The following is a 24,896-nucleotide window of genomic DNA, read 5'->3' on the forward strand; positions in this document are numbered from 1 at the left end:
GTTATATGTGTGGTCTGAACAAAGCTTAACTGAGTATCAGAGACACTGTTAAGTTCACGCTCCAAGCTCAATGGCCAGAATACAGCTATTTTGTGAGCCCGCACTGCGCTTTTCCGGATCATGAAAAGTATCAAGGATATGAAATCCGGCTTTTCGCATCATACCTGCCGAAGCCAGGTTTTCCTCATGTCGCTCAATTAACACCACTTCAGCGCCAACTTCCCTGGCCTGCGTGATACACGCCTGTAACAGGGCTGTGGCAATGCCTTTCCCACCATGCTGACTTGCAACCACCACATCGCCGATAAAGTACATCAATTTCTGGTGCGTATATTTGTTGAGGTAATCCGGGCTATGTGTTGCGTCAATCAGTACCGAGCAGCCGATAATTTCGTCATCCTGTACTGCCACCACGGCACTTGCAGCCCCACGTTCGAGCAACTCAAACTCGGCATTCACCCCGTCTTCGGTGAGGTAATTCCATTCATTCTGACCATGCTGCCATAGCAGGGATTTTAGCGTGTCGGCTTCAGTCGGCAAAGCGAGTCGATAAGTGATCATCTGGGTATTCCTTACGTTGTTATTATCTGTCAGACCTGATTTAGCCACCCTGCCAAGAACGTACCATACACTTTGTCTTTCAAAGCCGTGATGATACACGCAAGTGTAAATGCCCTTTACACTACATTCGGTCAAAGCGTGGTCTTCGTTCCCGATAACTGTACCACTATTTCCTTTAAGACCGGTAATACAGAGATCACCAGGAGTCCCGCCATCGCCAGATTAAAGCGCTGACGACTGGCGGTACTGTTCAGCCAGGTTTTTAGCAGCGAGCCAAACAACAACCAGACACCAACACAAGGAAAGGACACCAATAAAAAAGTGGTAGCAATCAGCATAGTCTGAGTATCAACGCCACCACCCACAGAGGTAAAGGCGGCAATCGCGCCTGTCGCCACCACCCAGGCTTTACCATTGATCCATTGAAACAAAGCGCCTTTCAAAAATGAGAGCGGCTCTCCCTGGCTGTCCGTCTCCTGGTTCTCGGCTGAACGCGCAATCAACCAGGCCAGATACAGCAAATACAGCACGCCCGCACATTTGATGATCATATGTAGCGCGGGAAACCATTCAAACAAGCGAGAAAAACCAAGCCCAACTAACAGCAGCATAAAGGCAAAACCAATGCATATACCGCTCAACAAAGGCAGACTCTTTTTTACGCCAAAGTTTACGCCAGAGGTCATGACCATAATGTTGTTAGGGCCAGGTGTAACAGAGGACGAAATCGCAAAGAGGATGATTGCGTAGAGATATTCCATATTGAGCGTTTCCTTTTTTGTTATTTAATCCTTTTTTACAGATCTCTGTGTAAATAGACAAGTAGCTGTGTGCAGCCAAGCTTGAGTATGTTCATTTACCTAGCGCATATTCAGTGTCTAGATAAACGGGCAATATAAATTTTGTAATTCGCTAACGCTAAAATTTACGCGCGAGAAAAACTCGCCCAGAGTTTTGAGCGAGCGCGCCCATAGCTTGTTTACAGCTCAGTACGTTTACTAAATACGGTCGCAAAATGTGGCAGCACTCGCTCGCTGATGCGCTCACCAAAACGGCTACTGTGGTCGCCTTCAAACACTTCTACCTGTACCTTGCTATTGCTGGCCCGGCTCAGTTCACCAAGGCGCATACTGCCGTCTGAGATCCAACGGTATTCATCTTTATTACCCACCTCTACATGTACAGTTTGCAACTTACTCAGGACATGTGGGTTTGTGTATAGTCTGAGCAACTCACCAAACCCGCCTTGCCAGGCGTCTCTGCTGCTCTCAAGCTCAGTATAATGGGGGCCAAACGCATCACTTTGTGTGCCTGCAAACGCACTGCCATAAGCAAGCACCAGTGCCAGATTAGAGTGATCGACCCCTTGTTGCCAGAGTTTTAACCCCTGATAATCGGCAAATGCACTTGCCATAAATGCCGCGGGGTCGGCTGCTTTTGCCAGTTGCTGACGAAACAGCTTATAACCTGCCACCGCTTTCTCATCAGCCAGGTAGGAGTCTTGCATGCCCTGCTCTGAAAACAGACCTGGGCTCATGGCATAAACATGGTTGAAGTGTTGCGGATATTTGGCAGCAAAACGCAATGCGCCTGTTCCACCCATAGAGAATCCAGCAATGGCAGTGTCTCCGGGTTGCTTGCTGGTCCGGTAGTTCGCAGCAACAAAAGGCAAGGCTTCTTTCATCACAAAGTCTTCAAAATTACCGTGTGCTTTTGAATTAACGTAGAAACTGCCACGCAGAGGGGTATCCCCGTCTAGCATAACAACAATAAAGTCCATACTGTGCCCATTTTGTATGAATGTATCAAAGCGCTTAGCCAGGCTCTGAGCAAATCGATCGGGCCAGTTATATGCCCCCAGAAAATACAATACCGGATAATTTTTTTTGCTGGTGTCATAGTCTTTAGGCAGATAGACGCTGATAGTTCGGTTAGGGTCAGTGCCGATATAACTGCCTTCAATGGCTTGCGAATAATAGGGGTGTTGTACCAACTTTGCCTGAACGGCTGCACTGACGAGGGCTGCACATGTCAGCAATGCGGTTAATAGTCTCTGCATCATCATTATTCCTTTTTGTTATTTGCATCTAAGTTACCCAAAGCATATTGTTTTATCCAATATATAAATCACCTTTATTTATATCTAATGAATATAGATTGGCTCGACCTTCGAAAACTCCGCTATCTGGTTACCGTGGCCCAGGAACTCAGCTTCAGCAAAGCAGCCCGCCGACTAAACATGGCCCAGCCCCCGTTAAGCCAGCAGATCAAGAAAATTGAACAACAACTTGGATTTACCGTTTTTGAACGCTCAACACGCCAGGTCTCATTGACACGCAGAGGCGAACGACTGATCCAACATGCAGATCAGGTACTGGAAAGTCATTATGCGTTAATGCGTTACCTGGGGGCTGAGCAGTCAGGTGAGCTACTCCCTTTGCGCTTAGGTGCCATCGGCCTGGCAATCGATGTGTTAATTGCGCCCCGTATTGCGCTATTTCACCAACAGCATCCGGATTATCTGATTGACCTGGAAGAAGGCACCACCCAACAGCTAATCTCACAATGTCACGCCCAGTTGCTGGATGCCGCAATTATCAGACTGCATCAGCATGCCCTGTCGGATGAGCATTTGTATCTTCTCAAAAAAGAGCCCTATGTACTGGCAGTGCCGCGAGCATGGCAATTCACCACATCAGAACTGTGTCTGTCAGCACTGGCCAGGAAACCCTATATTAGCTATCCACGCGATTTACATCCTGAATTGTATGATGAAATTAATCAGGCCTTTGCCATCGCACATGTGCGTCCCAAACTGGTCCAGCAAGTCAAAACCAAATCCGCCACACTGGCTCTGGTTGCTAACCAGGTTGGCTTTGCAATCGTACCGGCGTCATTATCTGAATCAGACAGCAGGCACATTGATTTCATACCAATAAAACAAACCTTGCCCAGCGTAGATTACTACCTATATTGTCGTGACTTAGAGCGACACCCAGGGCTCAGAGCACTGCTACGTTTGCTAAAAGAAGAGCTAAACGATGTGACTCCTCCTGCGCGTTAAGCTGAAAAAAGATGATCTGGATTTAATTTAGTTAAAAATTAATATTTATTCCTTTGACATTTAATAACAAAAATAGATAGCTTGTTACCTGAAATTAAAACACAAAGGAAATGAAAAATGATCACAAAAGTAAAAGCATTGACACTTGCAGCGGTTTTAAGCACTGGTTTTGTGCCCGGTATGGCATCAGCCGCTATCAACAACAATATTGGCGAGTGTGATTTCTACAGCTTATTTGAGCAACACAATCGGGACGATTATGTGACCCGGGTTAGCGCATCTGTTTCTTACAAAGGCTATCAGGGTTGTGCGCTGGACAGAAACAACTATGTGAAATCTGTGCTGGCAAAAACCTCTGCGCGCAGAAATGCACTTGAGGCAGACATCCGCCAAAAGATTTATCAGAGCGTCGACGCTAACCTGAATGGCAGCTTTGACCTTGACTATGTTAACACCAACCTCAATGGTCCTATGGTATTTGAGCTGCGTGAATCAGGCGGTCGTATCTTAGCAAAAGTGGGTGGTGTCGGTATCAGTTCTACCGCAAAAATAACCTTAAAAAACACCCCGTCGTTTATTTTCAAAGCCTATGGCAGGATCAACTCCCCTGAAATCTGGGCAACCGCAGACTACAATGCCTTCAGTGGTGAAGTGAGTAACATCAGAGTGAATCCGGTCAACCTGAACATTGACTTTGAAACGCGCTTTTTGGGGATCAGCATCCCTGGCCTGTCAAACCTGATAGACAACTTTGTTGAGTCCAAGCTATCGAGCATGGCATATGCCGCCATTAACAGTGATAAGTTAACCGGTTCTCGCACTATTTTCTCTTTGGATAAAGCGATCCCAAGCGGTGAATTTTTCTATGGTGGTGAAGATTTGGGTGTGAAGGCAAAGGATGCTATTCGTCACATCATCAGTGGTCAGTCCGTCCGTATTTCGGTCTCGGGTAATTCACTGGGCTACACAACGCATTCAGCTTCTTTAAACGTTAAGCTCTCTGACACGCTGGAAATACAGTTAGATAGTCAACGCAGAAAGAACCCGCTGGGCCCTGATAAATGCCCGGTCACTTGCCACTAAAAAATTTAAAAAGTATTCTGAGGCACCTCTGTCAGTGCCTCATATCTCAATACTCAACGCGTGCTTACTTGATCACCCACTTTAGGTAAGGCGCGTTTATCAAGTAGCTCAAAGTCACGCAAATCGATCAAAGCACTGAAAACCTGCTCCTGTCGACGATACACTATCAGTAAGTTGCCCTGTTTATTTACAGCCTGTGTTATCAGATCGCTGTAACCACTGATGATTTCGGTGTAGCCGGAGCCATCAAGACGACTCAAAGCAAAAATGAATTCATCATTGTAATCCAGCTGCTGATCCGCATTGCTGTCTTCATTGATAAGCTCGTAGAAAATCGCCTGATTTTGCTCACTCAGCCGAGCGCCTTCTTGCTCCAGGGTATCAAAGCGATAGATAAGCTGATCCACTGAGTCAAACAGCCAGCGAGATTCATTGGTGCTGGCGTTGATCAAAATGACATTTTTCATACGCGATTCACGATAACAGCTAAACATTTTGTGTGGCCTGCTTTGGCGCTTGATGCCTCCTATTGCTTAGGACTCTGCTACCGTCGCATCGGACAGTTAGCTTCTCCAATTCTAGAAAAAATAAGAAAGCAATAAAAAAACACCAAAAGAACAATTTATTGACATTAAATTGACACAATAAACAAAAAGAAATACATTAGCACCCAAATTGAATACAAAAGGAAATAGAAATGAGTCTTATATCAAAAGTTAAGATCCTGACATTGGCAGCAATATTAAGCTGGGGTTTTGCACCAGGTACAGCTTCTGCGGCATTCAATGAGACCGGGGAATGCGACTTTAATGAACTCTTTGAACAATATAACAGTAACGACTACGTTACCCGGGTGAGTGCATCTGTCTCTTATAAAGGATTTAAAAAATGTGTTCTGGACAGAGACAAAAAAATCAGAAGAATACTGGCTAATACGTCCTCACGGCGCAAAGAACTGTCAGAAGCAATTAAACAAAAAGTTTATCAAAGCGTCGACTCTAACCTAAATGGCAGCTTTGATCTCGACTATGTAAATACCAGCCTGATAGGGGCGATGAATTTTGAACTTAAGGAATCAAACGGCCGGATCTTAGCGAAAGTGGGTGGGGTTGGTATTAAATCCAAAGCAAAGATTACACTTAAAAGAACGCCCTCTTTCATTTTTAAGGCATATGGACGTATCAACTCACCAGAGATCTGGGCAACTGCCGACTACAATCCAACCAATGGTGTTGTCAGCAACATCCGAGTCACCCCAGTCAACCTGAATATTGACTTCGAAACCCGTTTTCTGGGGATCAGTATTCCAGTTTTGTCTACCCTGATTAATCGTTACGTTGAATCAGAAATCGCCAAATCGATCAAGCAAGCCATAAACAACGATAAACTCACTGGTTCTCGCACCATTTTCTCACTAGACCAAGCTATCCCTAGCGGTGAATTTGTCCACGGCGGCGAAGACCTGGGTGTGAAGGCCAAAGATGCCATACGGCAAATTATCAGCGGTCAGTCAGTACGAATTTCCGTTTCTGGTAACTCGCTAATCAATCGCCAACACTCGGCGTCTATTAAAGTTAAATTCTCTGACACGCTGGAAATCCATTTAGAAAGCAAGCGCAGAAAAAACCCATTGGGCCCGGATAATTGCCCAACAATGGATTGTGAAGAATAACCCATATTCGTAGAGGATATGAATTAACGAACACACGCCTATTATCTGACAAAAAAGGCGCTGTTCACAGCGCCTTCTCATCATGGATGTTATACCTAAGAGGTTATGGGCTCAGCGCCAATTGGCTGTGCCTTCACTTCCTGCGCATACACGCGTTTCGTTGCGGCCATACAAATGGCCGCCAATAGCAGCAGCATAGTATCAACTAGCAAAACATCCCGCAGTGCAGCACCGTCGAGCAAACTCGACGTACTGTAGAACAAGGTCCAGTCGCTGATAGCCGTCATTGCAAACAGCGCAGCAGACGCACTCAGCAACGCCTTACAAAACAGCTTTTGATTACTCATAAGCTGTGACACCACAATACTGATAACCCAGATAAGGTAGAAACTTCGTTCAATCAACTCAGTCCGCCCCAGATACTCAACCGGCAGCGCTCGTGCCAGTGCGAACCCTGCCGCAGTAGCCGCCACAACGCCAATAAAGCTCCCTGAGGTTAAACGCCTTACAAAGTTGAGGCTACGCTGGCTCTGATTTCGTTGTTTAGCGCGTTTGGCAATCCACATCAGGTTACCTGTGATGATCACATAGGCAGTCGCCAGACCAAACAAGAAAAACGCCAGGCGCATACCATAGCCAGCAAAATCACCGAAATGCAGGCTGGCAATGGTCGACAATCCGCCACGCACGGCATTGTCATAGTTGTCCATAGTCAGATAGATTTGCTCCTGACTACTCATCAGATAGCGTACTTCGCGCCACAAAGAGAAATCTTCGTTACTGGTCGCTGCAAACACCAAAATCGCATTCTCATCACCAAAGTGCTCAATGCTGATCCTTTGTATAGTGACATCGCCCATAGTAGCCATAGCTCGACGATACATGTCATCGACGCCTGTCATGGCCATACGCTTATCGACTTCTTCCAGGTGAGGCTGATCGAACCCGGCCGCATCCAGCAAGGCTTCCTGATTGCCCTGATACAAAATCACCGCGTAGGAGATCTGGTAAATAATCACCAGATTAAATACCAGGCCTGTAAATGCATACATAAGATGCATCGGCAAGCCCATAGTACCTATCAGGTTATGTGCATCAAGCCACTTATCTTTATTGCCCTCTTTTCGATACTGAAAGAACTTGCTGAACAGTTTGCGCCAGTGGATCACAATGCCACTCAGGATCGCCACAAAAAAGAACAGGGTAACCAGGCCAACAAAATATAAGCCTGCGCGTCCCAGCCCCAGGTCATAGTGCATTTTGTACAGGAAGTGCGCATAGTTATGCGTATCGCTGCTGGCTACAATTTCTCCTGTAATAGCGTCCAGTAACAAGGCCTGATGAAGATGGTCTTCACCTGTGATCGGATCTGGCTGATCCAGCTCGCTCTCAAATCGGGCCTCAATAAACGGGTTGTGCTGGTCAGGGGCATACATAAACATGCCACCATGCATATCCACCTGATAATTTTTCTCAATGGTGGCTATGGCTTTATCAAACGCCGGATGCTCAGTGTTATGCGCAGCATCAACCAACAAAGGAGTGCGCTCCCAGCTGGTGATATTGTCCTTAAACAAAGTAATAGCACCGGCAAAAAACACCACAAACAAGACGGTAGAAATGATCAGACCGACCCAGGCGTGCGCATTGGTCAGTGATTTAAGGGTTTGATTATTCATTGTCTTATTTACCTCAGCACCATCAGGGCAGTATTAAGTAAAACGGATGGCACCAGCGCCAACATCAAGGCCCTGAAAGACTTCCAGGCCGAAGGAAATGAATAGGCCCATACCAGCGCCGCTGCCCAAATGGGAAACGCCAGAATAAGGCCAATTAAGAGGCGGGTTCCCTCTGAAAACGGCAACAGTAAATTCAGGTTAAGCACCACAGAGATGGATAAGAACAGGCCAATGAACAAACCCGATAGTGTTTTAGGCCACATAGCTTGCTCCCCCAAAAAGCAGGCTAAACAAACACACGCCTCCCGTAATCGACAAGGTGCGCCCTCTGGAATAACCCGAGCTAATCGTCACCGTAAACAAACTCAGCATAAACACCACCAGGGCCGCCAACATCGACGAAACCCAAGGGTAATCAAAGCTAAAAGTTACAATACCAAGTAAAAATAAAGACATAGCGCCAAACCCAGCCAAAGGTTTGGGTAATGCACGCGTGATGATAATTTGTCGCTGGCTGCCGAGGTACAAACTCAGTGCGGCCAGCCAAAGCGGGATAATTGCAATAAAACTCATATTTATACTAATCGTTATCATTTGCAATTATGGTACGGTTTTAAAACCAGACATTCAACTACAAAGCACAAAATATAGTCGCTCAAGCGCGCAGATTACCCCTATTCGGTCTATATCTGTATGCCCCAGTCAAGGCTAATCAGATTCATTAAAGTTTTGTTTCTTTAAACAATTTCCGCTTGCAACCCCTGTCGCTTTGGGATTAGATGAATTCAGGGCTGCAAGAACAGAGTCCTCACTAGCCGATACATAAAGTATTGCTGCATATCCACGCACTCTGACGAAATAACCACAAACAGAACAAGGAAAGGACAATGCATATTGAACTAAAGCAAGCTTGCGATACCGACAAACCCTATCTGTTAAACCTACGTCTGCAAACTATGGTGGAACATCTGGAACGGGAAGGGGTTTTTCTCAGTGACGAGGCGCATCTGTGCCGGCTTGAGGAAGACTATGCTCATTCTCATTTGCTGATCATTGATCAGGTGAGGGTCGGAACCCTCAAATTCCGACTGCGAGACAAGCAAGTGGAGGTGATGCAGTTACAAATTGATCCGCAATATCAAAAGCAAGGGCTGGGACGCAACACACTCAGGCACATGTTTGAACAATATCCCGAGAACCCGTTTTTCCTGACTGTGCTCAAACACAACCCGGCCCGTCATTTGTATTTCTCACTGGGCTTCAAAACTTACGATGAAGACGAATTTGAATACCATATGCGCCGACCCGCACAGTGCACGCTTACTGCTTAGTTTGCACAGAACCGGATAACAGGCGCTGAAAATGTAAATCTATCAACCCGTCAATCGCCGCCTGATTGCGCACAATAGCCAGGTTGAATTGCTGCAATTGTTGCTCACTGAACAGGCCTGGCCGGATCATATAATGCGCGGGGTTTTTATGTACGGTCAAACGGCTTGCCCTCACATGCGCCTTGTAGGGGTCACGGTTAATTAAATAAATACCGGTGAACAAATCTTCCACCGCATAGTCGACACGCTTTTTGACCAACAAGTCAAAACGCTCTGTGGCCAGGTTAATGTCCACCACACAATCCGGGCACTGCTGAACTATGCGTGAAAAGGCATCACCATAGACACTGCCGCGATTCACGGCCACGATAGACTTGGTCAAAAAGCTTAAGGTAGGCGCAAATGCACTTTGCGGACTCAAAGGGTTATCAACGTGACGAAATAACTGCATCACCTCATCCCGATACGGCAAGCTGAACTCCGAAAACCGGCGTCGCTCCTGGGTAAAGCTGGCTGCAAAAATCACATCGACTTTACCTTTTTTAAATTCTTCAAAAGTCCGGCTGGATGAGGGGAATGATACATAGCGCCAACATAAATTGGCACTTTTCAGGACCAGCTCGAGGATCTCAATATCCAGTCCGTGATATTGCTCATCTACCCGATAGGAATAGGGTGGCCAGTTGTCGCTGGCACTGACTGTAACAGTTTGCGCACAGGTCTGTGCCGCTGTACTAAATGCACTTAAGCATAGCAGGCTGACAAATATGAATGTTAAGTAGTCTCGACCTAATTGCACTTTTACCCTACCTACTGAAACAGGTACCTAAGCTTATAACATATCAGGCACTTTTTCCGCCAGTTGCCGGAGTAAAATAGTCTGTCACTCGCAACAATTCTGGTCAAAGCACCTCGCTATCAACCCGGATAAACTGTCCAGCCAAAGCTCGCTGACAAGGTCGGCATCACTGTTTAACTCAACGACCAGACCAACATCTTGATCGCGAACAAAACGAACCTGTAACCAGTGATAACGCTGTTCAAAAGCAAATACCTGCTCGTCTGTCAGCCAATCCTGCCCGCTCAGACCAAACCTTGGCTGAGCAAACAACTGCTGCTCCGGCAAATCACCCAGATCTGCAAAAGCAACCGACACTCTGGGTGCCTGGGTTTGCACCAGCGTTTTGAATGCCTCATCCGTGCTAAACATACTTAGCCAGCCATAACTGTGCCCACCCACCGGGTATCTGGCTAAATCCGCTTGCGTCAGTGCCAATTGTGAATCTGGTTCCTCACCCGCATGCAGCAGCAACGGCGCACTGTGAGCAAACCAGCCCACTGCCTGCCCCACTTCCACCGAGATCCCGCTGCCACTGCCTGTGAAAGGCTGTCTGCCATTGTTTTCCAGTCCGACAGCAACGGCACTGTCACCGCTACATTGATAGTAACTGTGTGCCAAGGCAGCAAACAACACCGCTTGTAGTGATGTGCCCTGACGGGCTAAGCGCGGTAATAACAAAGCTAGCTGCTGTGGGGTGGCTAATTGTACCTGGCTATAGATAGGCTTGTTGTTATGAAGCTTTACGAGTTTACGTTCCGCTTCCTGACAAAATGCACCACGTGTGTTCAACGCTTCCCGCCAGTAGCTAAGATCGGCATTAAAATGGCCCGCCATGACCGCATTGTGACATTGCCGCTGCCAATGCAATAGCGCCCAGTCTCGCTGTCTGTCGAAGTGTTTGGGGGCGTTCAGCAGGCTTTCGAGGTCGCTACTGAGTACTTGCAAACTGATATCATCCACCAATAAGTGGCTGATCCCCAGGGCGACTATGTGTCCATAACGACTGCGATAACTAGCAATGGTCACCAATTGCTCTGATAATGAAGACTCAGCCAAACAAGCTTTAAATGCCGCCCGGGCTTGCTGTTTAAAATCATCAAAGCTCGCTACCGTGAGCTCAGCACTCAAGTGTAAAGCCCCTTTACTCACACGCTGCGTCATGTTTATTGGGTCAAAGCGCAGCCTTAAAGCCGGGTATTTCAGCAGTAATATACGCACAACCTGATGGACTTTTTCACAGCTCAGCTGTTGTTGAGTGAACAACATAGTACATACCTGCCAGCGCTCAATCCCATCGATATGGATCATGGCCAGCTTATTAGGCAGAGCAAAGTTAAGCAACGCTGGCTCAAAACGTAATGAGGTGCGAGCCGAAGAAGACGTTAACCGGGCCAGAGGTACATCGCTGAGCAACTGGCTTAACGATACTGACCAGCCATGTTGTCTGGCACGGGTTTGTAACGTCAGCGCTTTCAGTGAGTCACCTCCCTGTGCCTTGTAGCCCTTGTTACTATTGAGATAAGCCAAGGGCACATTCAGACTCTGTGCGACTAACTCTGGCAAGGTCGCCACCTGTTCGCGTTGCTCTAATCTAAGTTCAGCAACGCGCTTTAAAGCTGGCTTATCAATTTTACCAATCGCGGTGGTTGGCAGCTGCGTATAATAAAAAAACTGTGCTGGCAACATGTAGGCAGGTAATGCCTCGCTTAGCATTTTGCGCAGCGCGGTCGTATCTGCATCATTGAGGTCGCCCGCTATAAAAGCGATCAGCTGAGTGCCAACACATAATACCGCCGAACTGCGGATGCCCGGGTACTGATCCAACACGGCTTCAATACCTTCTAACTCAATCCGATGGCCAAGCAGGTTAACCTGATTGTCCAGCCGCCCAAGATAGGTGATCAGCCCCTGCTCATCCCGGCACACTAGATCGCCACTGCGATAGAATCGCTGCGTCTTGCCAAGGCGCGCCATAGAAATAAACTGCTGTGCTGTTTTTTGCGGCTCTGCCAGATATTCCAGGGCCACTCCCTCACCACCGATCAGCAACTCACCTTGTTTTGCCGGTCTGCCCTGCTCGTCCACAATCAGCAAAATACTACCCGCCGAAGGCCTCCCAATGGGCACCCGGCTGCGCTTTAAATCTGCCCGGGTTACCTGATGTAAGCAGGAGGTCACTGTGGCTTCAGATGGGCCATATTCGTTATATAACGCAATGTGTTCAAACAAATTAAGCCTGTCCCATTGACGCACTATGTTGTGACTGAACTCTTCACCGCCGAGGATCACCGTACTCAGGTGCATGCTCGACAGCCAGTCACGGGCTTTGGGATCTGCCAAAAAGTTCGCCATCAAGCTGGGGGGCACATCAATATGGGTAATTGCCTGCGAGATGCAGACTTTTGCAAACTCGGCTGGGTCAAGCACCGAACCTTGTGTAAAACACACACAAGCTCCGGCTGACAGAAACATCAATAATTGCTGCAAAAAGGCGTCTGTTGAGCTGGATAAAATACATAAGGCACGATTGCCCGGTGTCAGCTGGTATTGTTGCTGAGCAGCCTGGATCTGCTGAGCCAGGCTGTGGCGTGAAATCGCGATGCCTTTTGGCTTGCCTGTGCTGCCAGAGGTATACACGTGATAAGCAACGCGCCTAGCCTCATCCTGATTGCCTGTCGATACGTCACAAGCCGCCAATACATCATCGGCCAAAGCACAATCCAGCTCGACTCTACAACCTGTACCACCCAAACAAGGATCGTTCTGACTATAAAGTACAACGCGCGCCTGGCTGCGAGCCAACATATGCTGTTTGCGCGTAGCGGGAAAATGCACGTCCAGACAGACAAAAGGACAGCCAAGCAACAACGCGCTGATTATCCCCACAGCACTTAAGCGCGGATCATCGCCATACACAGCGACACACTCATCAGACTGAATTCCCGAGTCGCGCAGCTGCTTAACACATCCCATCACTTGCCCGCGCAGTTCGCCATAATTGCAGGTCCAGTTATCGCCCTGAAGTGCCACAGCCTGAATGGGCTGATTAAGAATATTAGTGACCATGTCGGCAACAGTGGCTGATTTCATGCCGACTCCCTGTGGGCTGCCAGCCCGCTAAAGCCATTGACACCGACCAGCATATTGCTCCAATGTATCAGCTCCTGACCTTCCATCCAGGGCTCATCATTATCAAAGGTGTATTTACGGGTAAACGCCAGCCCAGGCCGGCTCTGTTCAACCAACTCGTCATGAAAGGTGGCCACCAGCAGAGCGACCTGAGCATTTGGGCACACTTGCTCAAGCGTCGTTTTTAATTTCAGCGTGTTAGCCAGGATCTCATCCGGGGTTTCAAATTGCCAGTCGGCATTTTCTTCCATTGCCACACTTAAAAAGAACAGCACACTGTCAAGCTCAGCCAGTTCAGAAAAGAAACGATTGCAAATGCCATCAAACTTCTCACGAAATGCGGGATACTCGTGCACCAGATCATGATTTTCTATCGCAAAGTCATGGGCAGAAAGATATCCCGCTGAGCGATCAGCGTACTTTCGGTACTCTTTGCAATCAGGTTCATAAGGTTCTAGGTTCTCCAGTAAGAGTACCTCTTTGCACCGCGTTTGCAGTGCCTTATCGAGATCGGCAACAGAACGACCACCGATCCAGTCAAATGGTCCGCGTCGACAGCCCAGCTCCAGCTGACGAGTCAAATGACGAGGCCGGCAATCCATACCCAGACTATGTACTCGGCTATACTGACCCGCAATAAACGGGTTGCCGGTTTGGGCTACAAAGTAACTGCTCATGCGCACGCTCCTTTACCTTGTAGTTTGTTCAGACAGACTCGTCCTATCACCCGCCACCAGGTTGGCACTTCCAGCAGCACGCGTGCAAATGGGATCAGACACAACTTCAGCTTATGGTGGGGGATGGTACGAAATTCATCGCTGGCTTTGCTGTACAGCCAAAAGGTTTCAACAAAGCCCAGTGCCGTCCACGCCAGAACCAGGGCCATGCCGACAGTACTGCTGATAAGAAATGCCATCAGTAATATCAGCGGCATTAATAAAAAAATGCTCACTGAAATCATATCGATCCGATGGCGCAGTCCTAATACGGTTTTCTCTGCCATCTGATTGCGATAAAACGCCGCTTTATGCAGCGCGACCTCTACAAACCCCTGCGACCAGCGCCGACGTTGATGCAGTAAAGCACCGAAGGTTTGCGGCGGCTGTGTCAGCGCCTCAATCTGAGGTGCATAAAATACCGTATAGCCCAGCTCCAGACCCAGCAAACACGTTTCTCTGTCTTCACCGCTGCGCAGCCCGCTGTGCCGGGACAACAGATCCTCTATGACTGGCCGCTTATACAAACAGCCCGCACCCGGCATAATAGGCACACTGCCCTCATTCTTACTGAATTGATAACTCGCTCGCTCCAGCGCATATTCCAGCATCTGAAACTGCACCGCGGGCGTGTTACCGGCTGTGGGGCGCATACTGAAATAGCAACCCATTGCAGTGGCGTCCGTCGCTAACTTATTATGTATATCAGGCAGGTTATCCAGACCCTGAAGCTCAGTATCAAAGTCGGTGAAAATGATGTACTGATGAGACAAAGCTTGGATCACAGTGTAAAGCGCCCCAATCTTTTGACCATTTGGCATCACCCGGCTGAGGCTAAGATGTGTTAGCTGCTCTGTGTTGGCCGAGAAGGGTTGATCGGTAGAGCCGTCATCAATGAGGATAATATCAAGTTCGGGATGACGGGCTGCCAGCCCATCAAAGTAAGCCAGTCGCTCAGCAAAGTGTGTTTTATCACCTGCTTCATTATAAAACGGCACCAATATTGCTGTCGTTTGCGTTGTCACCCTTGGTGCCAACCAGGTTAACTGATAATCTTTCATAGCAAGCTCCTTAGTGGGATTTAACCAGCGACAACGACTGTGCCGGATAGGGATGAAGCTGACCATCACGCATCAGGTAATGGCAGTCACAACAATCAAAGTACGCCTCATCATGGGTGATCACGAACAGGGTTTTGCCCATGGCCTTCAATGTCGGTAACCACTGACGGTAAAACACCTGACGACTTTCGGGGTCGATGTTGGCGGCAAATTCGTCCAACACCAGAATAGGACGCTCTTCCATCAAAGCCTGCACCAGGGCCAGGCGCTTCATCTGGCCCGTCGACAAGCGGGTATTGGTAAAGCGGCCGTCACGAAACTGCACTTTGTCGCTCAACGCCAGCTTGTCCAGCCATTGATTGATCGACGCTTCATGCATCGGCTGACCATAGCGATCAGTAAACACCACACTGTCCGCCGAGATACCGGAAAACAGCTGGCGATAAGCCAATAACTGAGCATCATCCAACTGGGTATTATCAAGCCAGATCTGGCCACTTCGCGGCGTATACAAGCCACTGAGTAAGCGCATAAAGGTGGTTTTACCGGAGCCATTACCGCCAGATATAAACACGATATCTCCCTGATTAACCTCCAGATTAACAGGTCCCACGGTAAACCCTTGCTGGTACTCAAACATCAACTTGTGGAGCGTCAGCCGATGCGAAAACGACACGTCTGATGGCACAATGCTCTGCTCCCCGGCTTCGCAGGCCAGTTGTTTGATTTCAGCCAGCTTTTGTTGCGAAACCTGGAGCTGACTAAGCACCCGAAATAACTCCATACTGCTGTGGAACGGGCTCACCATAAACAAAGTGATGATCACAAAGCTGATACTCTGCTGGGGCGATAAGGCAAACCACAGCGGCGCAACAAATACCGCCACCGCAGCCAATAGATAAAGTGCGGCCATCAACATCAGCTGATTATGCGCAAAACGACATTCCGCCATGATTTTATTGTGCTGGACTGCAGTCGCATCCCGGGTCAGGTGTTCCTGATACAGCGAGTCATTGCGCACAGCATTTTGCTTCACTTCCCGGATCCCCATCAACAGATCATGCAAATGCGTAAAGAAGCTGTCCTCAGCCTCTCGCGCACGTTCATATCCCTGATGAATGCGGGCAAAGCGTAAGCAATAGGCCGTCACTGCAAGCGCTATCAGACCCAGTGCAAGTAATGCCCCCATAGGCGCAATCACAAACATGTAAATCAGTGCCGCAATCACGGTAAATAAGTGGCCCACACTTAACGCGACGAACTGATTAAGCTGGCTGAGTGTGTTGGCATCATAAGCAATCGCCGAGAGGATCCGCTCCTGGCCAAATTGCTCGATCATCTGCAATCGCGCATGGCGCACCGCATCCAGAATATCCAACCGCACGGTCTTGATGGTGGTTTCAGTCAGTCGGATCACGCTGCGCTGAAAGGTCAGCTGCACCACCACAAAGCCAATGAAAGCCATTGAGAACCAGATAGCGCCCTGAGCCAGGCTGGCCGAATTACTACTATCCAGTTGCAGTGCCATGGTGAAGGTATGTAGGATCAAAATGGTGGTGCAGGCGCTTAAGCTGCTCAATAAAACCAGTTTGAGCGACAGCACCTGCCATAGAGCTCTGCATTTTTCTATCATGCCTGTCCTCCCAGACTGCGGGCATACAAGCGCGGTGAAAGCTGCCATAAAACGCCACCGAGTAACAACGAGCCGTAATACCGCAGGTAACCATGAGTACGGAACTTTCGCTCGTTATGAACAAAATGACTTTGACTAAGCCACACATAATGCCCACCCTCACGCTGGCAACGCACGCCCAGATCGGTGTCTTCGCCACGTAATAAACGTGTATTAAAGCCACCAACGGTTTCAAACAAGTCAGCCGACACAAAACAATTGCCGCCCATGCTCTGGTGACGCTGGTTAAAACGATTGATATCCGTCGCGACAAAACGACCGAGCCAGTGACCACTGTCGCTCTTCAGTGGCGCCGTACCATACACAGCTCTGTGACTGTCCTTGGCAAACTGAGCAATCTGCGCTGGTAATTGCGCACTACACACGGTATCAGCATCAAGAAACAGCAGCATGTTGCCATTTGCCTGTGCAGCGCCATAATTACGCGCTGCAGCGGCACTGCCTGCGGAAATAGTAAATACCTGCTCAGTATAGGCCCGCGCCACCTGCACGGTTGCATCCGAACAGGTATCACAGACCACGATCAGCTCAGCATCCAGAGGCAACTGTTCAACCAGTAACGGCAAAGTAACTGCTAAAGTTTTTGCTTCATTATGAGCAGGCAAGATCACGGACAACATGCGCACCTCTAGAGCAAAAAGTTATGTGCATCGGGACACGCGTTGAGCACCTTTAGACTTTGCTCACGCATCGTCTTTGCTGCACGCTGGTATGGCTCAGAAGCAATGAGCTCCTCAATTGGGGTATCAAGCACATTACCAAATACCAGATCAGGGAACTGCTTGGTCATCACCAGCTTGCCACCAATATCAACATCCAGTTTCACACCCATTTTGAGATAATGTGGCCGTGCTGGCATTTTGCCGCGATAGTACTGACGGATTTCATCCGCATCATAATCCGGCCCGAACAACACGGGGATCTGTGCCGGATAGGCACGCAATGTATCTATAGTGTCGATGACGTGTTCAATGTAATCCGGGCGAAAATCCCCCATATCAAACCCGGTATAGGAATTAGGCACAGTGTCGAAGTCTTCACAAAAGCGGTGGTACTCGCTGCGCGCCATCATGTCCACGACCCACAGGTGGTTGTAGATCATCCAGTCAACACCGGCCTGTTCGCACTCATTAAGTAACTCAGTCGCCCGGTCCAGATTCTTAGCCATCATGGTATTCTCTACCCCGATCAGCCACTGTTTACCCTCTTTTTTACCGTCAGCCAGCAATTTAATACCGGCCATGGTTTTGTTGTAGGTGCCTTTACCCCGGATCGAGTCATGGATGTCTTTTGGGCCGTCGATGGAAATCAAAAAGGCCAGCTGATCGTGATACTTACTCAATACCTCAAAGTGGCGCTTAATCATCAGGCCATTGGTACAGATATAAATAAAGCACCCGGCTTCAGCCAGACGGCTGAGAAACTTTGGAAAGTCAGGGTGTAAAGTGGGCTCTCCCCCGGTCAGTATGATGTCACAGCGCTGACGCTCGACAAAATCAAATAAATGACCACTTTGCTCATAAGGGATGGCCGTAGGATCCAGGCCATGGTGAAAGCCTGTTTCACGCCACTGAAAACACTGCTCACAGCGCAAATTACAGCTGCTGGTCATTTTAATGACCAGCTTACAGATATTATCTGCTTCGATTTTTCCGCTCGCGGCATAGCGTCTGAGGGCGTTAGCCACTCGCTCGGTGCTGGCCTGATGATGGGCGGTAAACCCTGGGTTTCTGGCCATAAAATTCTGATGTGCCTGCGGTAATTCGCTGACCGCCAGTTGCGTGGCTTTCTTAGTCCACATAATCGACTCCTACAATATTATTTGCTACTTGCGAGTAAATGATGACAAATCTGGTTTGATGCATTGGCGTTCACTAAAGTAGCAGCCTTCATGATGGTCTGGCTGCGCAGTGATGCCGATGTCTGTATTTGGTTGAGCAAGTCACTGAGCTGCTGATCATTGCGCGCGTTCAGTGCTGCGCCCTGAGCGACAAACACCGCTCGATTGTGTTGCTCTTGCCCGGGTAAAGCGCCATGAATGATCAGACAGGTATTGGCCAGGGCCGCTTCGGTCAGAGTCAGGCCGCCTGCTTTCGTAATTATGATGTCCGCCTGGGCATAGTAGGGCTGCATATCCGACACGAACCCGGCCAGTTGCAACTGATGTTGGGCAATTTCTTGACTAAAACGTGCTCCTAGCAGCTGGTGTAAAGCCTCATTCTGGCCGCAAATGACCGTCACCGAACCAGAGGGGTTCTGAGCCAATAACAAAGCCACTGTTGAAGCCGAAATGCCCAACCCCCAGCCACCGCCGCAGAGTAAAATGTTCAGAGTAGCCTCTTTCTTCTTCGCGGTGTTTTGGTCTGTCACCGTTAAGTCTGAGGCTACCTCAGTCGGGATACCCAGGGGCAATATGTCGGTCCCTCTGGCGCGATGCCAGTCCAACACAGGATGACTGTACTGATGAGAAACAAACAACTGAGTTAACGGCGTCCGCCAGCCATTAGAGATTTGATAATCACCCAGCACGCCACTGACTTCGACCTTGTGCCCAGCCAGTCTGGCAAAATAACGGGCGAAAAATGCACCGTAATAACTACAGGCAACCACCTGGTTATGGCGACGGATCACCGCTTTCGCTTCTTCCAGCTTTTCATTGCCTTTAAGCGCCAGCCACAACGGTAATAGTCGGTAGAGAAACGGATAAAACCAGCGGCTTGCATATAACTTACTGTGATGTTGTTTGCCCGACATGCACCACTGATAATACTGACCAAACAGCAAGTCGGAGAGCCACTGTGGCAACAGATCGGACACTGACAACAGCTCAACGGTTTTGCCTTGTTTGCGAAAACCGCTCGCCAGAGCCTCTGCCAGTGCTCGTGACCCCGCGCCAGACTCCACATATAACAGGAGCATGCTACTGAACCCGCTCAAGTGGACGCGTGGTGTTGAGCCATAAAGCTCTTACTTCAGCCAACTCCAGTTTCATCACCACCATATCCTGTTGCGGACCATAGAAGCTTTCGAAACGACCCAAAGAGGTAAACTGCAAAGAATGATAGATATTGAGAATATTGGACTGCGTGGTGTCGGCAAACACCTCAATGTACAGCTCCTCATAGTTGGTTTCTTCCAACAAGACCTTTAGGGTATCCAGCAACATTGCCATTTTGACCAGAGGTGAGACATGCTGATCGGCTACAAACCAGCCTCCCCAGACAATGCTTTTTGGGTCCCATAAGCGATAATGATAACCGGACATGCCAACCAGCTGTTCGCCTTGTTTAAAGCACCAGTAGTGACGACCATTGTCTATCCCCGCCGCCAGACAACGCCGATGAAATTCAATGGTGCGTATGGTGTCTTCGTTCAGTCCATCTACCATTGCATGCTCGATAAACTCAAGCTGTTCATCACCAAATGACACCGCTGTCTTTTCGAGTTGCTGATGGCGCATAAAGCGCTCGGTACGGCGCATTTTTTGTACCAAAAGTTCTGCTCTGCGATCTTTAAATTGCTGTTCCATATCCGGCCACCCATTTTGTTGCTTTGCATTGATGGGCTGCAAGTTATTATAAGTATTGGATAAAATCGCTTATGGAAAAGTGATGAATGGTTACGAGAGCCCAATGAAGGCTGAGCAATGGTTATTCTAACTGATGATAAAACAGCCCATTTCAAAGCCATTAACATGGTCTTTTTTGCTTAACAACAGTCTCTAAATCCCACCTTATTTCCGAGCTGGAAAAGCACGTTTTTCTGTGTCATCTTAACCGGAACTTGTGCAACAAAAGAGGCCAATCATGCCGATAATCAAGCCACGATTTTACCTGCTGATACCACTCATTTTGTCTTTAATGGCATGTGTATCCCCCCCGTCAAAGGTCGTTGAATGGCCAGGAGGCAGATTGACGTTATCAGAAGAGGCGACCACATTCAGTGGCGAAGTTGGACAGAGAACATTTCAGGCGACTATCTCTGCACTGTGGCACGAAGGCGCACACTGGTATGTCATTTATGCCTGCAGCGCTTATGAACAAAACACGGACGCAGAGCGTTTTTCTGTCGGCGAGATAACATCTGAGTCAGCGCCCATCGACACACCTATCACGCTTGATTGTGGCTTAGGGATTACTTTGACTGTGCGACCGTGACTTTTTGGGACAACTATCGTGCAATAGTGGAGGGAGGAAGGGCGAAGGTGAGACCACGCAATACATCATCAACGGAGTCGCCTAAAACAAGATCCCGTATCGAGCACGGGATAACGGATGAAAAGGGTTGGAGTTGTATTCGATAGTAAGACATTTTAAAAGGCTGCTGACTGTTCCAAACATCTAACTGGGCTGAGCACATACACACTAGGTTCATGCCAAATCCCCTTGGTTATATCAGCCCTGAGCCGGCATCTGCTTAACACACAGCCACGCTGTGCCTTTCATTTTTTTCTGCGCGAAGCGCCTTTTTTACCGCGTTTAATCTCTTGCTCGATCTGCGCTTTAATGTCTTTAGCTTGCTGGCTTCCCGGATCCAACTCCAGTGCTCTCTCTATCGTGTTTAGCGCATCTTGGTATTTTTCTTGTGCAAACAATAACTCTGACTTAGTCTCAACAAATACAGGGTGCTCAGGCGATAAATCCAATGCTCTGTTTACCAGGCTTTCAGCTTCTTCTAAGCGCTTTAGGTCAATCAGCAAGCAAGCATAATTGTTCATCGCCTTAGTGTCATCAGGTTTAAGAGCCAGCGCTTTTTTATAATAAATTTCTGCCTCTTCGTATCGCTCAAGACCTGATAACATATTCGCATAGTTATACGTCGCGTTCACATCCCCAGGACGTAACGCCAGTGCCTTTTTATAGTGAATTTCAGCTTTCTCGGTTTCCCCAGAAGATTCTAATACTGATGCATAGTTGCTTTGAGCAGCGAAATCATCCGGGTCAATGTCTATCGCTATTTTATAGTGCTGTTTCGCACTCTCCGCATGACCAATGTCGAATAACCAATAAGCATAATTGAAGTGCAGCTCCGCTGACTCAGGCAATGCCTCAATTGCCAGCTTATAGTGTTCCACTTTATCTTCAACGGTCCACTTACCCTCAGCCTCTAAAGACCAATCCAACCAGCTTTTATCCTGCTCTTTCTTAGGCTTAGGCAATAGCTTCGTTTTGATCTCTTCTCCCCCCTCACGAGAGGTGTTCAGTACCTGCTCCTGAAGCGTTTGCTTCATATCTTCGGTGTAGCGCTCCAGGTCTTTTAACTGATCATCATGCTTATAACCCCAGAGATTACCGATATCCAGCATCAGCTGATCCCATTCAGGGGTGGGGATCAGCACGCCGTTATGCTTTTGCATCAGCGCAGCGATGTCGCCATTTGGTTGTCCGCCTGGTTCGTAATAGCACCAAAACGGTCTGCCACTGATGTCCCTGGAAGATAAATCAGATAAAAAGTTCATCAGACTACCGTCGTTACCGCCATAGCCAATAAAAATGGGGGTATAGAATTTGAAGATATTCCTCAGGGCATCTTCCCAGGGCTTTTTCAGCTGCCCGGTGCCATCTGGATCATTGATGGGGTCGGTAAACAAGTCACGGTGAATTTTGGCCACCATAGGGCGTCGTGCCAGTGGCTTCAGATACCCAGCTAGGGTTTCGTGACCAATCACATGAGGAGAGCGACGACCGTAAATATACAAAGAGTCGGCGACCAGATTATCGAAATTGGTGGTGATCACCATGTTGTGGCTGGTTTTGGTCATTATCCAGGCTAGTACGGCATAACCAAAACTCGGACTACCAGCTTCAATGGCCTTTTCCAGCTCTGCGAAGCCGGCCTCATGATCGCCAGAAAAACAACGAGCAAATATCTCGGGATAATGACCAGCCAGGTTATCAGGCTGCCAGTTATCGATTTCCAGCGGGTTCAACTTAAGCCAGCTGTCAAAGTCAGTCTCGGGCGATACCACCCGATGAAACAGCATTTGCATCCACTCCCTTGCCAGGGGGGCTGCGCCTTTAACACCAGACTGGATCGACGCACCAGCGCCCAGTATAAACACAAAACGCCGATCTTCCATGGTGTTGTTAATACGCTTTAATTCGTCAAGGAAGCCTTTTAAAGCCCATACTTGCACTGTTGATGTTTCTCTGTCCATGTTAATTTTTATAAATATTTTTATAACTGGACAAATTGTAACGCGAAAGTGCGACCCCTGAAAGTGATCTGGATCAGTCTCATAGAGGCATTGTCTAATCAGATGCGAGACAAAAACAAACTTCTTCTCAGATAAACAAGATTCAGTCAGTATCTGACAACGCTATCGCTTAGGACACACTACCTTTTCAGCTTTCAGGTGATACATTTCAATGTCCGGATGACTGAAAAACCCCACTTCCCAGGGGTTTTTAGAGATAAACAATTCTCTCACCTCATTGAACAAGGCGCTGTCACTTGCTATCTGATGCACCTTTCCTGCGATTATGGAGTAATTCCACTCTACATAGTTTTCAAAGGTAAAACTGGCACGATTGTCGATGGCAAAATAGCACTGATTATCACGCTTCATCAGGCTGGATTTAAAGGTTTGTGGCAAAGTGATAAAAAAGACATCATCATCGGTGCTGGATAAAAACGCCATCACTGTGGTGTGTGGTTGTGATTGCGCTTTAGTGATCAGTACCCCGACTTTGTTGTCGTGTTCCTCATCATCCATTACAGGCGTTGCCGTTAACGGCGTGCATGGCAATGGCGTTTGCACACGCGGATCGTCAGGGAACTCATACTCCGGCGCTCGATATTCCAGTTCCACCGAAATCCCATAATAAACCTGATACTCAATTGGAGAAACGGTTCTCTCTGTCTCATTGAGTGCAGTTACCCGGCCTTTATAAGATAAACGATAAACACTCAACTCAGCGTCATATTCGCTAACACCGGTGCGATTATCCAGATGTACCGTGACCAAATCTCCAACCTGCAATGCATGAGTTTCCCTGAGCTGGAGCAGGAGTTGATTGTCATCGTCTATTTGCGCAAAACAGATAAATACATCGATATCGCCAAGGTGTGTTTGGTAGGCCGACGCAACGGCAATCACAGGCGATGGAATAAACTGATTTAATGACGACATAACACTTCCTGAAAATGGGTTAACAGATTGCATTTGGCTGTATAACTCTAGCATATGGGCTTAAAAGCGCGCGCTTTGCAATACTACGCAACCATTCTTTTTTACAGAATGGTAGGTGCGATATTCGCGCATTTTGTTCTCCATGATAGAGCAGTAAAGTAGGGTTATCACAGTTTAGGAGCATCACTGCTATGCCATTAATTCGTCGCGGCTCAGAGCGGGGCCTGGTTAATCTGGGCTGGTTGCAAAGCCAGCATACCTTTTCATTTGGTCATTACTACGACCCTAAACATATGGGATTTTCCGTACTACGCGTTATCAATGACGATACAGTGGCGCCTGGTAAGGGATTCGATACCCATGGGCACCGGGATATGGAGATCATTTCTTACGTTATGCAAGGTGCGCTGGAACACAAAGACAGTAAAGGCAATCATCACATTATTCCAGCCGGAGATATTCAGCTGATGAGCGCTGGTACCGGGATCACACATTCCGAGTACAACTATTTTGCGACTGAGCCAACCCGCTTTTTACAGATCTGGATCAGGCCTAACAAAAAGGGGCTCAACCCCAATTATACACAAGCTACGATTCACCAAAAAGGTCCTCTTACGCCACTTGTGACCCCGGATGGACAGCGCGACTCATTGGTCATCCATCAGGATGCCAGGCTTTATCGTTTGCAGTTATCTTCTGGCGAGACTGTGACCCTGAACGCACCAGGAAGCTGGGGTTATCTGCACCTCATAAAGGGCGCAGCTCAATCCACGCAAACGCACCTTAATGCAGGCGATGCAGTAGGCCTCACAGAAGAAGAGTCTATTGAGCTAACCGCAATGACCCCACTCGAAGCACTGTGGTTTGAATTGCCACCAGATTGAGTTGCGCTCTTGGGCATGATCCCTTAGGGTAGGAAGCCTGCACCTAAAGT

At 48.2% G+C, this 24,896-nt stretch carries 24 protein-coding genes; 6 read left to right on the forward strand and 18 right to left on the reverse strand.

Annotated elements, in window-relative coordinates; genetic code table 11:
• Positions 1-54 precede the first annotated feature (54 nt).
• From CWC22_RS23195 to CWC22_RS23205, 3 genes are all read right to left on the reverse strand, one after another.
• Complete coding sequence (locus tag CWC22_RS23195) at positions 55-561, reverse strand: GNAT family N-acetyltransferase (RefSeq protein ID WP_138537111.1); 507 nt, start codon at positions 559-561, stop codon at positions 55-57.
• A 131-nt stretch (positions 562-692) separates the two neighbouring features.
• On the reverse strand, positions 693-1,322 hold the full coding sequence (locus tag CWC22_RS23200) for a LysE family translocator (protein ID WP_138537109.1): 630 nt from the start codon (positions 1,320-1,322) through the stop codon (positions 693-695).
• Positions 1,323-1,540: 218 nt separating this feature from the next.
• Entirely contained in the window at positions 1,541-2,623 is a 1,083-nt protein-coding gene (locus CWC22_RS23205) for an alpha/beta hydrolase (RefSeq protein WP_171045009.1), read from the reverse strand.
• Positions 2,624-2,707: 84 nt separating this feature from the next.
• Between CWC22_RS23205 and CWC22_RS23210 the strand changes: the two genes are divergently transcribed.
• Both CWC22_RS23210 and CWC22_RS23215 read left to right on the forward strand, forming a co-directional pair.
• A complete protein-coding gene (locus tag CWC22_RS23210; protein ID WP_138537105.1) occupies positions 2,708-3,625 on the forward strand; it encodes a LysR family transcriptional regulator in 918 nt (305 codons plus the stop codon).
• A 117-nt stretch (positions 3,626-3,742) separates the two neighbouring features.
• Positions 3,743-4,708 carry a hypothetical protein gene (locus CWC22_RS23215; protein ID WP_138537103.1) on the forward strand — a complete coding sequence of 322 codons (966 nt, stop codon included), beginning with the start codon at positions 3,743-3,745 and terminating at the stop codon, positions 4,706-4,708.
• A 53-nt stretch (positions 4,709-4,761) separates the two neighbouring features.
• Here the strand turns inward: CWC22_RS23215 and CWC22_RS23220 are convergent, their stop codons facing one another.
• A complete protein-coding gene (locus CWC22_RS23220) occupies positions 4,762-5,175 on the reverse strand; it encodes a hypothetical protein (RefSeq protein WP_138537101.1) in 414 nt (137 codons plus the stop codon).
• 230 nt (positions 5,176-5,405) lie between these two features.
• On the opposite strand from CWC22_RS23220, the gene CWC22_RS23225 reads away from it, so the two are divergent.
• Positions 5,406-6,380: a hypothetical protein gene (locus CWC22_RS23225; protein WP_138537099.1), complete on the forward strand. Its 975-nt coding sequence runs from the start codon at positions 5,406-5,408 to the stop codon at positions 6,378-6,380.
• Between the two features lie 95 nt (positions 6,381-6,475).
• Here the strand turns inward: CWC22_RS23225 and CWC22_RS23230 are convergent, their stop codons facing one another.
• The 3 genes from CWC22_RS23230 to CWC22_RS23240 are packed head-to-tail and all read right to left on the reverse strand — an operon-like array spanning position 6,476 to position 8,632.
• On the reverse strand, positions 6,476-8,059 hold the full coding sequence (locus CWC22_RS23230) for a PepSY-associated TM helix domain-containing protein (RefSeq protein ID WP_138537097.1): 1,584 nt from the start codon (positions 8,057-8,059) through the stop codon (positions 6,476-6,478).
• Between the two features lie 8 nt (positions 8,060-8,067).
• Positions 8,068-8,322, reverse strand: coding sequence for a hypothetical protein (locus CWC22_RS23235; protein WP_010384346.1), 255 nt, complete (start codon positions 8,320-8,322; stop codon positions 8,068-8,070).
• Positions 8,312-8,632 carry a hypothetical protein gene (locus tag CWC22_RS23240; protein ID WP_125560476.1) on the reverse strand — a complete coding sequence of 107 codons (321 nt, stop codon included), beginning with the start codon at positions 8,630-8,632 and terminating at the stop codon, positions 8,312-8,314. The genes CWC22_RS23235 and CWC22_RS23240 overlap by 11 nt, the downstream gene beginning before the upstream one ends.
• 314 nt (positions 8,633-8,946) lie before the next feature.
• On the opposite strand from CWC22_RS23240, the gene CWC22_RS23245 reads away from it, so the two are divergent.
• Positions 8,947-9,390: a GNAT family N-acetyltransferase gene (locus tag CWC22_RS23245; protein WP_125560474.1), complete on the forward strand. Its 444-nt coding sequence runs from the start codon at positions 8,947-8,949 to the stop codon at positions 9,388-9,390.
• Here the strand turns inward: CWC22_RS23245 and CWC22_RS23250 are convergent.
• The 9 genes from CWC22_RS23250 to CWC22_RS23290 all read right to left on the reverse strand — a co-directional run bounded on the left by CWC22_RS23250 (position 9,380) and on the right by CWC22_RS23290 (position 20,359).
• Entirely contained in the window at positions 9,380-10,189 is an 810-nt protein-coding gene (locus CWC22_RS23250; protein ID WP_125560472.1) for a substrate-binding periplasmic protein, read from the reverse strand. The genes CWC22_RS23245 and CWC22_RS23250 overlap by 11 nt on opposite strands.
• An 84-nt stretch (positions 10,190-10,273) precedes the next feature.
• Positions 10,274-13,321 (reverse strand): amino acid adenylation domain-containing protein, encoded by a 3,048-nt coding sequence (locus CWC22_RS23255; protein WP_138537095.1) that lies wholly within the window; start codon positions 13,319-13,321, stop codon positions 10,274-10,276.
• Positions 13,318-14,037, reverse strand: a complete 720-nt coding sequence (locus CWC22_RS23260) for a DUF1796 family putative cysteine peptidase (RefSeq protein WP_138537093.1) — start codon at positions 14,035-14,037, stop codon at positions 13,318-13,320. Before CWC22_RS23260 ends, CWC22_RS23255 begins: the two co-directional genes overlap by 4 nt.
• Positions 14,034-15,137, reverse strand: a complete 1,104-nt coding sequence (locus CWC22_RS23265) for a glycosyltransferase (RefSeq protein WP_138537091.1) — start codon at positions 15,135-15,137, stop codon at positions 14,034-14,036. The genes CWC22_RS23260 and CWC22_RS23265 overlap by 4 nt, the downstream gene beginning before the upstream one ends.
• 10 nt (positions 15,138-15,147) lie before the next feature.
• Entirely contained in the window at positions 15,148-16,770 is a 1,623-nt protein-coding gene (locus CWC22_RS23270) for an ATP-binding cassette domain-containing protein (protein WP_171045008.1), read from the reverse strand.
• Positions 16,767-17,450: a glycosyltransferase gene (locus CWC22_RS23275; RefSeq protein WP_138537087.1), complete on the reverse strand. Its 684-nt coding sequence runs from the start codon at positions 17,448-17,450 to the stop codon at positions 16,767-16,769. Before CWC22_RS23275 ends, CWC22_RS23270 begins: the two co-directional genes overlap by 4 nt.
• A gap of 8 nt (positions 17,451-17,458) precedes the next feature.
• Positions 17,459-18,631 carry a radical SAM protein gene (locus tag CWC22_RS23280; RefSeq protein ID WP_138537085.1) on the reverse strand — a complete coding sequence of 391 codons (1,173 nt, stop codon included), beginning with the start codon at positions 18,629-18,631 and terminating at the stop codon, positions 17,459-17,461.
• A 17-nt stretch (positions 18,632-18,648) separates the two neighbouring features.
• Positions 18,649-19,749 (reverse strand): glycosyltransferase, encoded by a 1,101-nt coding sequence (locus CWC22_RS23285; protein ID WP_138537083.1) that lies wholly within the window; start codon positions 19,747-19,749, stop codon positions 18,649-18,651.
• Position 19,750: 1 nt separating this feature from the next.
• Positions 19,751-20,359 carry a hypothetical protein gene (locus tag CWC22_RS23290; protein ID WP_125560457.1) on the reverse strand — a complete coding sequence of 203 codons (609 nt, stop codon included), beginning with the start codon at positions 20,357-20,359 and terminating at the stop codon, positions 19,751-19,753.
• Positions 20,360-20,741: 382 nt separating this feature from the next.
• Between CWC22_RS23290 and CWC22_RS23295 the strand changes: the two genes are divergently transcribed.
• Positions 20,742-20,987 carry a hypothetical protein gene (locus CWC22_RS23295; protein WP_138537081.1) on the forward strand — a complete coding sequence of 82 codons (246 nt, stop codon included), beginning with the start codon at positions 20,742-20,744 and terminating at the stop codon, positions 20,985-20,987.
• Between the two features lie 284 nt (positions 20,988-21,271).
• Here CWC22_RS23295 and CWC22_RS23300 read toward each other — a convergent pair whose 3' ends face one another.
• Together CWC22_RS23300 and CWC22_RS23305 are read right to left on the reverse strand one after the other, a co-directional pair.
• Positions 21,272-22,987 carry a tetratricopeptide repeat protein gene (locus CWC22_RS23300; protein ID WP_138537079.1) on the reverse strand — a complete coding sequence of 572 codons (1,716 nt, stop codon included), beginning with the start codon at positions 22,985-22,987 and terminating at the stop codon, positions 21,272-21,274.
• A gap of 162 nt (positions 22,988-23,149) precedes the next feature.
• The gene (locus CWC22_RS23305; protein ID WP_138537077.1) at positions 23,150-23,962 is read right to left on the reverse strand and encodes a hypothetical protein; all 813 of its coding nucleotides are present in this window, start codon (positions 23,960-23,962) and stop codon (positions 23,150-23,152) included.
• A gap of 191 nt (positions 23,963-24,153) precedes the next feature.
• On the opposite strand from CWC22_RS23305, the gene CWC22_RS23310 reads away from it, so the two are divergent.
• Complete coding sequence (locus CWC22_RS23310; protein WP_138537075.1) at positions 24,154-24,846, forward strand: pirin family protein; 693 nt, start codon at positions 24,154-24,156, stop codon at positions 24,844-24,846.
• The last annotated feature ends 50 nt before the right edge of the window (positions 24,847-24,896 follow it).

Origin of the sequence: Pseudoalteromonas rubra (genome assembly GCF_005886805.2) — a bacterium.
Lineage (GTDB): Bacteria > Pseudomonadota > Gammaproteobacteria > Enterobacterales > Alteromonadaceae > Pseudoalteromonas > Pseudoalteromonas rubra_D.